Here is a 15,404-nt window from a genome sequence, read left to right as displayed (position 1 = left end):
TGCCGTTCGGGTGCACACTTTTGCGCTTTGAGGGAAGTAGTTTTCCACCGGCAGATCAAAAATGGGATTTTTCACCATTTTTTCATCGAGAAGTCATTGCAGACGGCAACTCTGGTTGGCATACTTCGGGCGTCTATGACTCACCGAAAATTTGCTTCTTCCTCTATCGCATTCCTGACGCTGGTGTGTCTGCTGTACATCTGCGTCTTATTTGTAACGCCAGCGTTTGCTGGATCTGATACCGTGGTGATCAGCGAGTTCCGTACGCGCGGTCCCCAGGGTGGTAACGACGAGTTCATTGAGCTTTATAATCTGTCCTCTTCCCCGGTCGCAATCGGCGGCTGGAAAATCAACGGGTCCAATTCCTCGGGAACAACCGGAACACGGGTCACCATCGCGGCCGGCACGGTACTGAATCCCGGTTGCCACTTCCTGGCGACGAATACAGCTTCGAGCGGATATAGCGGAAGCGTCACGGGCGATCAGTCCTACGCAACTGGCGTGACGGACGACGGCGGCATTGCACTGTTGAATGCGTCGAGCGTCATCATCGACCAGGTTGGGCTGAGCACCACATCGGCCTACAAGGAAGGGACCGTTCTTTCAATTCGACTGACGACCAATACGAATCGCAGCTACGAGCGCAAGCCGGGCGGCGCACTCGGAAATGGCCAGGACACAGATAACAACGCCAGCGACTACACTCTGTTGGACGGTACCAGCGGCACGCCTAATCCGCAGAACATGGCTTCGGCGTGCATCGGGCAAGAGCAAGGAATTACAGCGGCCGGAACGGTGAACCCTACCTCCGTCGACCAGGGCGGTACGGTTGTGTTCGTGGTGGCGGTGACGCCCAGTTCAACAACCGGCGTGAGCGTAACGGCGAACCTGACATCCATCGGCGGAGCCGACAATGCGCCGCTGTATGACGACGGAACTCACGGGGACGCGATCGCGGCCGATCTGAACTTTACGTTGAATTACACGTTGCCAGGCGGAGTGGCATCAGGTCCGAAAACGATCGTGGCCAGCGCTGTAGACGGACAGGGACATACGGCGACGGCGAACATCAACCTGTCGGTCAATGCGCAGCAACTGACGATCATGCAGATCCAAGGGAGCGGCACACGCTCTCCGTATGAAGGTCAGGCGGTGAAGACCACCGGCGTGGTTACGGCGGTGAAGAGCAATGGCTTCTTCCTGCAAGATCTCGATGGGGATGGCGATCCGACGACATCGGACGGGTTGCTGGTATTTACGTCATCGGCTCCGACAGTTGCAAAAGGCGACCTGGTGAACGTACAGGGTAATGTGCAGGAGTTCGCAAGTTCCAGCGATCCAGCTGCCGCACCACAGACGGAGTTGTCGGGTAGCCCGATTGTCGCGAAGATTTCGAGCGGCAATCCATTGCCAAACCCGGTTGTGATCACGGCGGCAGATATCAACCCGGATGGCGCTTTCGATCAGCTCGAGAAATACGAAGGCATGCGGGTGCACGTGGACACGCTGAACGTGGTGGCACCGACGGGCGGGTTCAAGAGCGAGGCGAACGCGACGGCTACGACCAACGGCGTGTTCTTCGGAACGCTGCCGGGATTGCCGCGGCCATTCCGCGGAGCCGGCATTGAGCAGCCTGCTCCGGTCCCGAATCCGCCGTGCTGCATTCCAACATGGAACAGTGAACCACAACGCATTCGCGTGGACAGCAGAGGTCAATCGAGTTCGACCGCGATTGACGTGGCCACGGGGGCGGTAGTCGGCGACCTGACCGGTCCGCTCGACTTCGGCCAACATGCGTACACGATCCTGACGGATACGGCTCCGACGATCCTTGCCCCGGGTAGCGATGCAATCCCGGTGCCGACACCGGACCTGAGCAAGGAATTCACCGTCGCGAACTTCAACATGGAGCGGTTTTACGACTCGACGAACGATGCGGGTGGCGATGCAGTACTGACGCCGACCGCATATGCGAACCGTTTGAAGAAAGCATCGCTCGCGATTCGGAACGTCATGAACATGCCAGACATTATTGGCGTGGAAGAGATGGAGAACCTCAGCACGATCCAGACGCTGGCGGCGCAGATTAATTCCGACGCCGTCGCTGGTGGTGCGCAGGATCCGCAGTACCAAGGATTCCTGGCTGAGGGCAACGATCCGGGCGGCATCGATGTTGGCTTCCTGGTGAAGACATCGCGCGTGCAGGTGAACAGCGTTGTTCAGTACAACAAGGACAGCACCTACACGGACCCGACGGACGGGCAGCAAGCGATGTTGAATGACCGGCCGCCGCTGGTGCTGGACGCAAGTGTGACGAACGAAAAGGAAACGACGAAGTTCATCGTGATCGTCAATCACCTGCGTTCGCTGACCGGGATCGATGGCAGCGATGGTCTTCGCATCCGCGCGAAGCGGAGAGCGCAGGCGGAAGAACTGGCAAACCTGATCCAGGGCTTCCAGACCGGCGACCCGACGGCGAATATTGTCAGCGTTGGTGACTACAACGCGTTTGACGTGAACGACGGCTACGTGGACATGATGGGGACGATCAAAGGGACGCCAACCGCGCCTGAAAACGTGTTGCTGGCAAGCCCTGACCTGGTCGACCCAGACCTGACAGATCTGCTGACACTGCTTCCGGCAGAACAGCAGTACTCCTATATCAATTTCGGGTCGGCCCAGACGCTGGACCACATCCTGGTAAACCAGGGGATGATGCCGAAGTTGTCGCGATTTGCAATCGCACGCAACGACGCTGACTTCCCGGAGGTATATAGAAGTGACGCAAATCGTCCGGAGAGACTGTCGGATCACGATATGCCAGTCGCTTACTTCAACCTGCCGGTCGACAAGACGCCTCCGGTTCTGACGCTACCTGCTGATTTCACGGTGGAAGCGACGAGTCCGTCCGGCGCGGTAGTGACGTACACGGTTTCGGCTCTGGACAGCAATGATGGTGCTACCTCGGTGCTGTGCAATCCGGCTTCGGGCAGCACGTTCCCGCTGGGCGTCAACACTGTTTCATGCACAACCGAAGATGCCCGTCACAACTCCACGACTGGCGAGTTCAAGGTCAGCGTTGTTGACACAACTCCTCCAGTCGTCACTGTGACTGGCGTTACCGATGGCGCGGATTACACACTGGGATCGGTACCTGCCGCAGGCTGCAGCACTACCGATACGGTGTCGGCCATCAGCACATATGCAACGCTGAGCATTACCGGCGGCACCGCGAACGGCGTGGGTACCTTCACGGCGACGTGCAGCGGCGCACAGGATGCGGCTGGGAACCTAGCTGCACCTGTGAGCGTCAGCTACACGGTGTCGTATGCGTGGAGCGGATTCCTGGCTCCGGTCAACGGAATCGGTCCTTACAAGGCAGGCAGCACGCTACCGCTAAAGTGGATGCTTAAGAACGGACAAGGCGGAAACGGAGGCAATCTGTCTTCGATTACGTCCCTGCAAATTGCTTACAACGGCGACTGCGCGGGAGTGGCGGATGGCGAGCCGTTCGATCCGGGTACGCCGGGAGCTTCCAGCTTGATGTATGACTCCACCACTGGACTGTTCCACTTCAATTGGCAGACCAAGGGTGTCGCACCGGGTTGCTACAGCATCCTGCTTGGCTTTGACGATGGAAAGACGCAGAACACGGTTGTGAAGCTAAGGTAGTAGTACGTTATGCAAACTGCAGGCCGGTCCCTTTCGGGCCGGCCTAATTTTTGTGGAGCGCAATCAGCGCAAGAAATCGATCACAGATTGATTGAAGAGTTGTGGGGTTTCCTCATACGGCAAATGGCCAACGCCAGGCAAGACTTGAAGCTCGGCGTGGGGAATACGTTTTTTTACTTCGGCAGCAGAGGAAGCATAGACGGCTGCGTCTTTTTCTCCCCAGAGCAGTAGGGTCGGCTGGCTGATGTGAGCATACGCATGCTCGAGTTCGCGCAGGTCATCGTGCCAGCAAGCGATCACGTTCAGACCATACTGCCATGTACCGGGAAGCGCGATGGGCGCCGTATAGCCTTCGAGAGTTCCCGGGGAAATGCGCGCCGGATCACCATATAGACGGGCCAGCCAGAATCGGGACGTTGCCTGGAAAGCCGTGGCGACTCTGGGAAACGTCAACTGGGCGAACCGAGTTGCGAGGATTTTCGTGATGAGTTTGCCGTGTGGAGACCAAGGATTCACTGGCGCAACGAGGATGAGCTTGCGAATCCGCTGTGGCGCTACGTTCGCCATCATCACGGCGACACCGCCTCCATGCGAGGTGCCGAGCAGATCGGTACTCTCGATACCGAGCTGATCCATGAGTTGAAACATGCGATCAGCAGAAGCACGTGCGCTGCAGTCTATTTCCGAGCTCCGGTCTGAGAACCCGGTTCCGAGAAGGTCGGGAGCGATGACGGTCCGAATACGGCCGAGTTCTTCGAGATTGAACCGCCAGGAGAAGGAATAACCTAATAATCCGTGAACAAGGAGCAAAGGCTGGCCACTGCCCGACCGTAAGTAGCGCATTCTGTGGGAGTTCAGGGACGCCCAACACTCCTCCGCGTGCGCGACGGGCGGCGGACTGACGGAGGTAGAGTTCACGATTTTTCCGAGGCTTGGCAACCATGAGGCGCATCTCAGGATTCTTATCTTTCGATATCGCCTCTGTCGCTTCTGTGAAGGGGAGTTCTCTCGAACTCCCCTCCTTTTTGTCTGTTCTCAGCTCAACTTCTTCTTCAGAACTTTCTTCAGGACCTTCAGCGCTTTATCGATGTGCTTTTCTTCCACGATAAAGGGAGGCAAAAACCGAATGGTCGTGTCGTGAGTGCTGTTCATGAGGACGCCTTCAGCGAGCGCAGCGTCCACGTAAGGACGTGAAGGTACGTTGAGTTCGAGGGCAAGCATGAGGCCACGACCGCGAACCTCCTTGGCGATGGAGAACTTCTCCAAAAGGTTCGTTAACTCGCCGTGGAAATAACTGCCGACCTTGCGAACGTGCTCGATCAGGTTAGTTTCTTCAACAATGGCAAGGTATTCGAGGGCGACACGGCAGGCGAGCGGCCCTCCACCAAACGTGGTGCCGTGCTTACCAGAACCAATGGATGCGGCAATCTCGTCGTTTACCAGGATCGCACCGAGAGGCAGGCCGCCAGCGATCGGCTTGGCGAGCGTCAGAATGTCGGGGACGATGTCGTGGTGTTTGAACGCGAACATCTCTCCGGTACGGCCGAGTCCGCACTGGATCTCATCGAGCACGAGTGCGGCGTGGTGCTGGGTGCAGAGTTGACGGGCCGTGTGCAGGTAATCCGCGGAGCATTCGAAGATGCCGCCTTCTCCTTGTACGGTCTCGAGGAAAACGGCACAGGTATCGTCGGTCACGGCTTCGCGAAGTGCGCCTATATCGTTGAGCGGAACGAACGTGACGCCATCCAGCAGCGGCTTGAAATCGTCACGATACTTGGCTGTAGCCGTTAGAGACATGCCGCCGTAGGTTCGTCCGTGGAAGGAGTTGGTGGCCGCAACAAGCTTGAACTTGCCCTCGCGGCCAGTCTTCCTGGCATAAGCGCGAGCGAACTTAATGGCGCCGTCGATGGCCTCCGTACCGGTGTTTGAGAAGAAGACACGCGGCAAACCGGAGAGTTCGACGAGTTTCTTTGCGAGTGGGCCTTGAAACTGGTTGTAGTAGAGATTCGAGACGTGTACCAGTTTGGCCGATTGCTCGCGAATGACCTTCACGATTCGCGGATGGGCATAGCCGAGAGCGTTAACGCCCAACCCGGAAACCAAGTCCAGGTACTTCTTGCCGTTTACATCCTGAACGAAAACGCCCTTACCCTTTTCGAGAACGACAGGAAAACGGGCATAGGTACCGAGGAGGTATTGCTTCTCCAGTTCCATGACATCCGACGTAGCGGAACTCTGCTCTTTGACTTCCATGACAGCTGTATCCAATTTGCGCTCCGTAATCTCCGAAAATACTAGTTCAGGTTAGTCGTCTTCCACCCAGCGACAGCGAATCTCGCCGCTATGCATGTCGGCGAGGATGCGTTGGGCGATATTGTCCAACTCGGCTATGGGGTGTTGCTCCCCTTCGAAGTAAACGGCGGGAGGACTAGCCAATGGCTCGGCCCAGACCTCGTAGGCACCGCCTCCGGTTGTGATCTCCAGATAATCGCCTTCCTTGAGGCGACGTTTCAACTCTTCCAGATTCAAATCTTCCGTCAAGCAATGGCTCCTGTTTGGCGGTTCAAGACATTGATTGTATTACCCAGAGCTCACTGTTGGTTATTTCAGTGATGAAGGAAATCTTTGCCGAAAGACGCAGTTACGGAATTACGGAGGCCTTAAGTCCTGAGGTATTCGGTGCTTACGGAAATCAAGATTCAAATCCCATTTTCGGAATTTCGCGTCCCGAAAAGCTGTTAAAATTATGTAAGCTCCTTTTTTTTAGACACTTACGCAGATTCATGGCCACGACTGATCTGGCAAGCCGGTTGCAAGTAGAGACAGAGCGGAAGCCTCGGTCGGCAAGGCTGGCTTCCTCCGGCAGTCCTCATCGGCCGATGACAAAAGATTTTCAAGTCCGGTTTCTCGCGCTGGTGCTGTTCCTTATCACGGCAGCCGCCGGAACCTTCGCCTGGATCAACTTCCAAAAGGAACGCCAGTTTGAAACGCCCTACGACGGTGTCTGGTGGATTGAACACAACGGCCACCTGCTGGCGCAACGGGTGGATGCCGATGGCCCCGGAGCCAGAGGTGGTATCCGGGTGGGCGACGTCGTTACGGCAATTAATGACAGCGAAATCACCAACATCGCCGGCCTGACGAGGCAGTTATACCGGACCGGGATCTATTCAAAAGCCAATTACGCCCTAGAGCGTGGAGACGTGCCGCTGAATGTGGCGGTGATTCTAGTCCCGTTCGATAAGTCGCTGAACTCGGGACTGCGGCTGATTGCGCTGATTTATCTGGGAATTGGGTTATACGTTCTGCTCAGGCGCTGGACGGCTCCACGGGCGACGCACTTTTACATATTCTGCCTCACCTCGTTCGTCTTTTATTCGTTCCACTACACAGGGAAGCTGAACTTGTTCGACTGGATCATTCTGTGGTCGAACGTTGCAGCACACATGTTGCAGCCTGCGTTGTTCCTGCACTTTGTGCTGACCTTCCCGGAGCCTAAGAAGGCGGTTCGCGAGAACTGGTGGCTGACACCGCTGATCTATTTGCCGGGCGCGATCCTGGTGGGCTTGCACGTGGTGGTGCTCACCCTGCTGGAACCGAGCGAGGTTCTGAGGTTCACTCTCGACCGGGTTGAGTATTCATACCTGGCGACGTACTTCGTTGTCGCAGTTGGTGTGCTGTGGCACAGCTATTACAGGGCAGAGACGCCGATCCTGCGTCAGCAGATGAAATGGGTGACGCGTGGCGCAACGCTTGCTGTGCTGCCGTTCACGCTGTTCTACGTAATTCCCTACCTAAATGGCAGTACGCCGGGAGCAATGATGAAGCTCTCGGTGTTGTGCCTTGTGTTCCTGCCGCTGACGTTTGGATACGCCATCTTCCGTTATCGCCTGATGGACGTGGACCTGATTTTCAAGCGAGGCATGGCCTACACGCTGGCGGCGGCATTCATCGCAGGTGTGTATTTCGCGGCCATCGGTATCGCGGCAGAAATCGTTCACAAGCAAGTACCAAGTGCAGGACCTGCCGGCCTGATCGCGGCCATGGTAGTGACGGCGCTGCTGTTCGATCCAATGAAGAACTGGTTCCAAGAGAAACTCGACCGGTTCTTCTACCGCAAGCGCTATGACTACCGTCGCACGCTGATTGAATTCGGACGTGAACTGAGCGCCCAGACCGATATCGATCGAATGCTGAGTTCGGTGGTGGACCGCCTTTCGCGAACACTGCTTGTATCGCGCATGGCGATATTCCTGTCTGATGATCAAAACTCGTTCACCCTGGCGAAGTCATTTGGCATGACGGGCACCAGCGACCTGGACTTGAGTTTCCTGACCGTACAGCGGCCGGAAGAATCGGCGGGACACCTTTTCTTCGACAACACGCACCAAGTGGTGAGAGAGACCCCGGGCGCGCAGACGACGATCGCGAAGTTGGATCTGAACTATTTCATTCGCTGCACGGTACAAGGGCGGACGATCGCCGTCATGGGATTGGGCAAGACCTCTGATGGGGATTTCCTCTCCAGCGAAGATGTGGAACTGTTGGAGACGCTGGCTGGCTACATCGGAATTGCAATCCAGAACGCGCGACTGTATGCGTCGCTGGAACAGAAGGTAGTGGAGTACGAGCGACTGAAGGACTTCAACGAAAACATCGTGGAGTCGATCAGCGTCGGCGTACTGGCCGTGGATCTCGAGGATCGCGTGGAGTTTTGGAATTCGCAGATGGAAGTGATGTACGCGACTCCTCGTGCAGAGGCTTTAGGCCGGCCCATCGGCGAAGTGTTCCCGTCTACGTTTGCGTCGGAGTTTTACCGCGTACGCCAGACGCCGGGCATTCATAACATGTACAAGTTCCGGCTGACGACACCGGCCGGAGACGCGCGAATCACGAACATTGCCATAGCGCCGCTCGTGACGAAGCAGTTCAACGTGATCGGGCGCTTGATCATCGTGGACGACATCACCGAACGGATTGAACTGGAATCGCAGCTTTCGCAGGCAGAGAAGATGTCTTCGATCGGCCTGTTGGCAGCGGGTGTGGCACATGAAGTGAATACGCCGCTGGCGGTAATCTCCTCGTACGCGCAGATGCTGCAGAAGCAACTCAACGGGAACGAGAAGCAGGCGTCTTTGCTGGAGAAGATCACGCGCCAGACGTTCCGTGCATCGGAGATTGTGAACAGCCTGCTGAATTTTTCGCGTACGAGCGGAAGCGAGTTCAGCCAAGTCGACTTGAACAAGGTGATCCATGAAACTCTCGCTCTCGTGGAGCATCAATTCAAGTCAGCGCGGGTCAAAGTGGATGAGCAACTGCTGGAAGGGCTGCCCACGATCAATGGCAACGCAGGCAAATTGCAGCAAGTCTTTCTAAACTTGTTCCTGAACGCGAAAGATGCGATGCCTGGTGGAGGCACGCTCACTGTCGCAACGGCGAACGGCGACGGCGTAAAAGTCACAGTATCGGATTCCGGCAGCGGTATCGCGCAGGAACATATCCAACGGATCTACGACCCGTTCTTCACGACGAAGAACGGCGCGCGCGAAGGCAGAAAAGGTACAGGATTGGGATTGTCAGTTACTTACGGAATCATCCAGGAACACGCAGGGAAAATTCAGGTGGAGAGCCGTGTTGGCGAGGGGACGACGTTCTACCTTGAGTTTCCACTGGTGAGGAAGGCTGTCAATGTCTGAGGCCGCGGTTATCTCTAGACGTCCCCACATGAGCGATACGAATTCACCCGGTACGATTCTAATCATCGACGACGAGGCTGCAATCCGGGAATCACTTCTGACGTTGCTGGAGATGGAAGACTACACCGTCCAAACGGCCGGCAGTGGCGAAGAGGGCTTGAACAAGATTGCGGAGCAGCCGTACGACTTGATTCTGCTGGACTATGCCCTTCCCGACCGCAACGGACTGGAGATCCTGCACGAAATTCGCGATCGCGATCCGTCGCTGGCTGTCATTCTGATTACGGCTTATGGCACGGTTGAAAATGCCGTGCTGGCGATGCAGGGCGGAGCGGCGAACTTCGTTCAAAAGCCCTGGGACAACGAAAAGCTGCTGGCGGATATCCGTGCGGCCATCGCACGACGCAGGGCGGAAGAAGAAAACGTCCAACTGAAGCGCGCCCTGAAGCAGCGCTACAACTTCGAGAACATCATCGGCAAGAGCGAGCCGATGCTGAAGATTTTTGATCTGGTGGCGCAAGTGGCGCCCAGCCGCTCAACGGTGCTGTTGCAGGGCGAAAGCGGCACGGGCAAGGAACTGATTGCGAAGGCGATTCACATGAATTCGCCGCGCAAAGACCGCCCGTTTGTTCCGGTCAATACCGGCGCGATGCCGACAGACCTGCTCGAGTCCACGCTATTTGGTCACGTGAAGGGCGCGTTCACGAGTGCGATCGCTTCCAAGAAGGGCCTGTTCGAGATTGCCGACCGTGGCACATTGTTTCTGGATGAAATCGGCACCATGGGCGTGGAGACGCAGGCGAAGATATTGCGCGTGCTCCAGGACAGAAAGTTCATGCACCTGGGCGGGGTGCAGGAAATCCAGGTGGACGTAAGGATCATTGCCGCCACCAACGTCGACCTCAAGCAACTGGTAAAGGAAGGCAAGTTCCGCGAGGACCTCTATTACCGGTTGAACGTGATTACGATCGACCTCCCAGCATTGCGTAGCCGCAAGGAAGATATTCCGCTGCTCGTGGAACACTTTCTGCATAAGTTCGCTGCTGAGAACGAGCGCGGGCCCCGGCAAATTTCACCGGAAGCGCTGCGCAGCCTGCTGGATTACACCTGGCCCGGCAACGTTCGGGAACTGGAAAACGTGATGGAGCGCGCAGTTGTGCTCAGTTCAACAAGCAACATCGGCGTTGATTTGCTTCCCGACAATATCGTTGGCCGCTCCGCCGGATTGCAACTGCTTGATCACCGTCCCGACGCGTCGCTGTTCGAATTGGTAGAAGAATGCGAACGTCGCCTGATTGTCGACATGCTGGAAAAATGCGCATGGAATCAGACAGACGCGGCGGAGCGGTTCCGAATACCACTTTCGACACTTAACCAGAAGATCAAACGCCTTAACATCGAAATTAAAAAGCGGGCACGCGAATAGCCTGCTCGTTACTCCCAGCTTTATTCACCTTAGCGTTGCATCAGGCGCCGTTGCTGTCTACATTAGGGGTGCGCATGGCCAACAATGAGTTCTCGGTAACGATTCGAAATGGTATCCACCCGGGGTGCGCCATCCTTTCTGTTTCGGGACCGCTGGTACTAGAGCACCTGGTGGCCTTCCAGGAAATTTGGGACTCTCATCCGGAGCCGACGCTTGTACTCGACGTGAGCGATCTTTCCTACATAGATTCCGCGGCAATTGGTTTCCTCGTGAACGCCTATGTGACGCGCGAGAAATCCGGCAAGAAACTGGCGCTGGCCGGCGTTCATGGCATGGCGCAACGGATCCTCACGGTCACGAGAGTTGGGCAGCTACTGAAGATGTACGATACGGTCGAAGAAGCCGAGAAGGCTCTTTATCGTCAAAGCGCCGCAAGCTAGAAGATCGGTAATCGGTATAGGCGCTTCATTTGAGCTTCTGTTATAGTTCCGCGTAGCCAATCCAAAGAAGTCCGGCTAAGCCCGACATGCAATTACGGTCTCCGACTGACATCGCTAAAGACAGTGTATTGGCAGTTCAGGAGTACTCCGTCCTGTGCATGCAGGCGGTTGCGAACCTGTTTCGGAAACCACGATACCTGGCCGACACACTGATGCAAGCTGACCTAATCGGCGTAGGGTCACTTCCCGTGGTCGCGCTGACCGGATTCTCCATCGGGGCCGTGCTCGCCCTGCAGAGTTCCAATACATTGCAACGCTTTGGATCGCTTTCGCTTACCGGCCAGCTCGTCAGCCTGACGATGGTCCGCGAACTGGGTCCTGTGTTGACGGGATTGATGGTTGCGGGAAGAAACTCCTCGGGTATCGCGAGCGAATTGGGATCCATGAAGGTGACCGAGCAGATCGACGCCATGCGGGCGCTTGGAACCGATCCGACGAAAAAGTTGGTTACGCCTCGGCTGATTGCCGCAGTGACAATGCTTTTCGTGCTGACGATCCTGAGCGACCTTGTCGGACTGGCGGGTGGTTGGGTGGTGGCCCGTTTTGCCTTGGGTCTCGATAGCAACCAGTACTGGTCGAAAGCCTGGCAGTCGCTGGAGTTTCCCGACGTCTTCATGGGCCTGACAAAGCCTTTGCTCTTCGGATTTATCATCGCGAGCGTCGGGTGTTATTACGGTCTCTCCGCTAAAGGTGGAACCCAAGGGGTGGGTCGCGCGACCACGCAGGCCGTGGTAGCAGCTTCCGTGCTCATTGTGGTCATAGACTTCTTCTTCACCAAACTCCTCATGGTCTTTATGCGGGTCGGCTGATGTCGACCGCTCCGCCCACGAACGATCAACTTGCAGTGGAAAAAACCGTGATCTTTGATCACGTGTCCATTGCCTTCGATCGGAATGTGGTGCTCGACGATATTTCGTTCGAATTGAACCGCGGTGAGACGAAGATGATGCTTGGCGTCCTGGGATCAGGAAAGAGCACCATCCTGAAGCTGGCACTGGGGCTGATCAAACCGGACAAAGGCGACATCTTTCTTCTGGGGCAACATGTGAATGCCATGAAGGAGGACGACTTATTCGAATTGCGACGCCAAGTGGGCATGGTGTTCCAGGAAAGCGCGCTGTTTGACTCGCTCAAAGTCTGGGAGAACGTGGGATACCGTCTTATCGAAGAGGGCGTACCCCAGGATGAGATTGATCGCCGAGTGCGCGAAGCGCTTCGGTTCGTTGAATTGGAACCCACGTTCGAGCAGTTTCCTTCGGAACTCTCCGGTGGAATGCGCCGAAGGGTGGCCATAGCGCGGGCCATCATTACGCAACCGCAGGTGATCCTTTATGACTCTCCGACGGCCGGATTAGATCCGGTAACCTCAACGACCATCATTGAACTCTTGGTGAAACAGCGGGACGTGTATCACACCAGCGCGCTGATGGCGACTCACCGGCTTCCCGACACCTTCACGATGGTATCGAACTACTTCGACGAGAAAGCCGGGCACATGGTGCCCATCCCCGAGGGTAGCAAGATTGAGGCACCCTCGACGTTTCTGATTCTCAGGGACGCCAAGATTATCTTCGATGGCACGGTACATGAACTGGTGAATTGTACCGACGAGTACATCCGCGAATACATCGCCTGACTTGCCAAGTGCGTCTGCAAGCTGGAAACTAGAAGGTTACGATGCGTGTCTCCGCCCAATTCATGCTGTCCGCAATGGACACTGTTCACTTCCCCAAGCTGGGGCCGCCAGAGGTGGCGTTCCTGGGACGATCCAACGTGGGCAAGTCGAGCCTGATCAACTCTCTTTTGGGAGAGAAGCTGGCCAAGACGAGTTCAACTCCGGGAAGGACCCGGAGCATCAATTTTTTTGCCGTCCGGCGGGCTGGGAAGGGCGGTCCTGAGCTCTATTTCGCCGATCTTCCAGGCTACGGTTATGCGAAGCTTTCGAAGGAAATTTCGGCGGAATGGCCGAAATTCATTGAACCCTACCTGGAGCAGCGCCAGACGCTCGCCCTGTGCATCGTACTGGTGGATACGAACATCCCTCCGCAGGAAAAAGATAAGCAACTGATCGAGTGGTTGAAGTTCAACCAGAAGCCGCACGTGATCGTAGGCACGAAAGCGGATCGTATCTCGAATAATGTTCTGAGTAATTCGGTCCGCACCTTGAAGCAGTCGTTCGGGGTGGAACAGATCCTTCCTTATTCAACGAAAACGGGGGCCGGGCGCAACGAATTGTGGCGTGAGATTGGCCAGGCCTGTGGGATGACGGAGTAGTCGGCAGCTCCGTTTTGGGACGCCAGCCGTTTCGGGAATCCAAGACAAAAAACTTCGCTCGTGATCAGGTACTTTCGTACCTCAACCGTGCTACGTTTCGGTCGATAGATCACTTGGAGCGGAGCATGACGTCTCGAACAATTCCCAAAATTTACGGCTACGAATCAACCGCACAATTTTGGATCGAGATACTGCAGAGGTTGCCGGACAAGCGCGCACGTTCAAGTCCGGCGCAGCGCATGGCTCGCCGGCTTCGAATCCATTGGAAATCGATGCTGGTGAGCCTGGCGTTCTGGGTCGTTTACGGGTACGCGTATCTCGTTATGTTCGCGAAGTAGGTCTGTTCCAAATGGTGATCTCCTGATATTCACGGGCGGGGCGCTCCCGCCCTCTCTTTATTGCGTCTGGCTGCTGAGCTTAGTGTTTCGGAGTATTAGGTATGAGAGAGGCCCAGCGGCCATATAGGCAGGTCCCCAAAGGAGGGCGGCCTTATCTCCGTTGATCAGCGCCCACGCAAACAGCGATAACGGGACAATCACTACCAGGGCCAACCCTAGTCTTCCGCCAGGGATTCGAAAGCCGCGAGGCATGTCGGGTGCGATACGTCGCAGGCGCCATACCGACAGCAGCGTCAACACCGACGTTGCAACACGAAGCCACATGTAGACGGCGATCAATTGCGGGACGCTGAAAAGAGCGAGACCAGCACACAAGGCGGTGGAAAGCAGGATTCCACGCACGGGTGTGCGAAAGCGGCGGTGCAACTGGGTGAGGCCCCGATGGAAGTATCCGTCCTCGGCCATTGTGAATGGCAGTCGTGCGGCAGACATGAGGGTGCTTTGGAGCCCAAGAAGAACAGAGATCATGGCAGCGCCAAACATGGCGATTGCCATAGGTTCCCCGCCGACTCTGCGCGCGACCGTAACGATGTAGCCGGTTGTCCAATTTTGCCAGTCGGCACTGGCCGCGATACCGCCCATGATCGGTAGCAGGAAGGTGACCATCGCGAGAGGAACCATCAGCGCAAGGCCGCGGGGGAAATTACGCTCCGGGCGCTCCACTTCTTCAATAACCGTCGAGAGTTGTTCGTATCCCGAATAGAGCCAAAGCCCCAGCGCCAACCCGACTCCGTAGACATCTCGCCATGGCTTCCCCGGTGGCGTGAGCGGCACGAATGGATTCACCTGCGCGTGCGTGAAGCATATGAAGGTAAAGATGGCGACGGGAATAAGCACCGTGAGCAGAAGAATCGCACTGACCTCGCCAACAGTCCGGATGCCGAGGATGTTTATGGCAGCCACGAGGAGCAGAAAGAAAATGGCGACAAGCCAGTGGCGCAATCCGAATGCGAGCGTGGGAAACAACTGCGCACAGTAGTCCGCGAGGATGACGGCATACGCGGCATTCATCAGGAAGGTGCCGGACCAGTTCCAGAAGCCACACTGGTAGCCAAGAAAGTCACCGAATGCCGCCCGCGTCCACCGGTAAAACCCTCCCTGAACCGGCATTGCGGTGGCCATTTCCGATGTAGCCAGCGACATGGGCAGGGAGAACAGCCAGGGCACGACCATCAGGAACAACAAAGACATGCCAGGGCCGGAGGTGGAAATCATCTCCTCGAAGCCGAATGGACCTGCGGCGCAATAAGCGTAAAGTACCGCTACGAATCCGCCGAGTTTCAGCTTTCGGAAGTGATGATCGGTTATCCGTGCCTGATCAGGTTTCACGGTATTTGCTTGAGTGCCCATGTCCGAAGAAAGGATTGACCCCTTGCCAAAGGTACGGAAGCTCTTCCAAGCGGTCAATTGAGTAGTCGAACGCCTGCTTGTGCCGGAG

General features: G+C 56.3%; 12 protein-coding genes. 8 read left to right on the top strand and 4 right to left on the bottom strand.

Annotation, left to right across the window (positions count from 1 at the left end):
• Positions 1-135: 135 nt before the first annotated feature.
• Positions 136-3,672, top strand: coding sequence for a PxKF domain-containing protein (locus VN577_04030; protein ID HWR13971.1), 3,537 nt, complete (start codon positions 136-138; stop codon positions 3,670-3,672).
• A 63-nt stretch (positions 3,673-3,735) separates the two neighbouring features.
• Here VN577_04030 and VN577_04025 read toward each other — a convergent pair whose 3' ends face one another.
• The 3 genes from VN577_04025 to VN577_04015 all read right to left on the bottom strand — a co-directional run bounded on the left by VN577_04025 (position 3,736) and on the right by VN577_04015 (position 6,213).
• Entirely contained in the window at positions 3,736-4,515 is a 780-nt protein-coding gene (locus VN577_04025; GenBank protein ID HWR13970.1) for an alpha/beta fold hydrolase, read from the bottom strand.
• A 192-nt stretch (positions 4,516-4,707) separates the two neighbouring features.
• Positions 4,708-5,940, bottom strand: coding sequence for an aspartate aminotransferase family protein (locus VN577_04020; GenBank protein HWR13969.1), 1,233 nt, complete (start codon positions 5,938-5,940; stop codon positions 4,708-4,710).
• 36 nt (positions 5,941-5,976) lie between these two features.
• Positions 5,977-6,213, bottom strand: coding sequence for a hypothetical protein (locus tag VN577_04015; GenBank protein ID HWR13968.1), 237 nt, complete (start codon positions 6,211-6,213; stop codon positions 5,977-5,979).
• Between the two features lie 338 nt (positions 6,214-6,551).
• Here VN577_04015 and VN577_04010 point away from each other — a divergent pair, with 338 nt between their 5' ends.
• From VN577_04010 to VN577_03980, 7 genes are all read left to right on the top strand, one after another.
• Complete coding sequence (locus VN577_04010) at positions 6,552-9,368, top strand: ATP-binding protein (protein HWR13967.1); 2,817 nt, start codon at positions 6,552-6,554, stop codon at positions 9,366-9,368.
• The gene (locus tag VN577_04005; protein HWR13966.1) at positions 9,361-10,794 is read left to right on the top strand and encodes a sigma-54 dependent transcriptional regulator; all 1,434 of its coding nucleotides are present in this window, start codon (positions 9,361-9,363) and stop codon (positions 10,792-10,794) included. The genes VN577_04010 and VN577_04005 overlap by 8 nt, the downstream gene beginning before the upstream one ends.
• 74 nt (positions 10,795-10,868) lie before the next feature.
• Positions 10,869-11,234 (top strand): STAS domain-containing protein, encoded by a 366-nt coding sequence (locus tag VN577_04000; GenBank protein HWR13965.1) that lies wholly within the window; start codon positions 10,869-10,871, stop codon positions 11,232-11,234.
• Between the two features lie 86 nt (positions 11,235-11,320).
• On the top strand, positions 11,321-12,103 hold the full coding sequence (locus tag VN577_03995) for an ABC transporter permease (GenBank protein ID HWR13964.1): 783 nt from the start codon (positions 11,321-11,323) through the stop codon (positions 12,101-12,103).
• Complete coding sequence (locus tag VN577_03990) at positions 12,103-12,930, top strand: ATP-binding cassette domain-containing protein (GenBank protein HWR13963.1); 828 nt, start codon at positions 12,103-12,105, stop codon at positions 12,928-12,930. Before VN577_03995 ends, VN577_03990 begins: the two co-directional genes overlap by 1 nt.
• Positions 12,931-12,971: 41 nt before the next feature.
• Positions 12,972-13,568 (top strand): ribosome biogenesis GTP-binding protein YihA/YsxC, encoded by a 597-nt coding sequence (yihA, locus tag VN577_03985; GenBank protein HWR13962.1) that lies wholly within the window; start codon positions 12,972-12,974, stop codon positions 13,566-13,568.
• 125 nt (positions 13,569-13,693) lie between these two features.
• Positions 13,694-13,906, top strand: a complete 213-nt coding sequence (locus tag VN577_03980; GenBank protein HWR13961.1) for a hypothetical protein — start codon at positions 13,694-13,696, stop codon at positions 13,904-13,906.
• Between the two features lie 57 nt (positions 13,907-13,963).
• Here the strand turns inward: VN577_03980 and VN577_03975 are convergent, their stop codons facing one another.
• Positions 13,964-15,295 (bottom strand): APC family permease, encoded by a 1,332-nt coding sequence (locus VN577_03975; GenBank protein HWR13960.1) that lies wholly within the window; start codon positions 15,293-15,295, stop codon positions 13,964-13,966.
• Positions 15,296-15,404 lie beyond the last annotated feature (109 nt).

Source organism: Terriglobales bacterium, assembly GCA_035561515.1.
In the GTDB taxonomy this organism is placed as follows: domain Bacteria; phylum Acidobacteriota; class Terriglobia; order Terriglobales; family Acidobacteriaceae; genus DATMXP01.
The sequence above is the reverse complement of the archived record's forward strand: the minus strand, read 5'-3'. Positions and strand labels throughout refer to the sequence as shown.

What these genes read in the sequence shown, in the direction of transcription:
- VN577_04030 (HWR13971.1), top strand. Translation starts at nt 136, where the DNA reads ATGACTCACCGAAAATTTGCTTCTTCCTCTATCGCATTCCTGACGCTG.
- VN577_04025 (HWR13970.1), bottom strand. Translation starts at nt 4,515, where the DNA reads ATGCGCTACTTACGGTCGGGCAGTGGCCAGCCTTTGCTCCTTGTTCAC.
- VN577_04010 (HWR13967.1), top strand. Translation starts at nt 6,552, where the DNA reads ATGACAAAAGATTTTCAAGTCCGGTTTCTCGCGCTGGTGCTGTTCCTT.
- VN577_04005 (HWR13966.1), top strand. Translation starts at nt 9,361, where the DNA reads ATGTCTGAGGCCGCGGTTATCTCTAGACGTCCCCACATGAGCGATACG.
- VN577_04000 (HWR13965.1), top strand. Translation starts at nt 10,869, where the DNA reads ATGGCCAACAATGAGTTCTCGGTAACGATTCGAAATGGTATCCACCCG.
- VN577_03995 (HWR13964.1), top strand. Translation starts at nt 11,321, where the DNA reads ATGCAATTACGGTCTCCGACTGACATCGCTAAAGACAGTGTATTGGCA.
- VN577_03990 (HWR13963.1), top strand. Translation starts at nt 12,103, where the DNA reads ATGTCGACCGCTCCGCCCACGAACGATCAACTTGCAGTGGAAAAAACC.
- yihA (HWR13962.1), top strand. Translation starts at nt 12,972, where the DNA reads ATGCGTGTCTCCGCCCAATTCATGCTGTCCGCAATGGACACTGTTCAC.
- VN577_03980 (HWR13961.1), top strand. Translation starts at nt 13,694, where the DNA reads ATGACGTCTCGAACAATTCCCAAAATTTACGGCTACGAATCAACCGCA.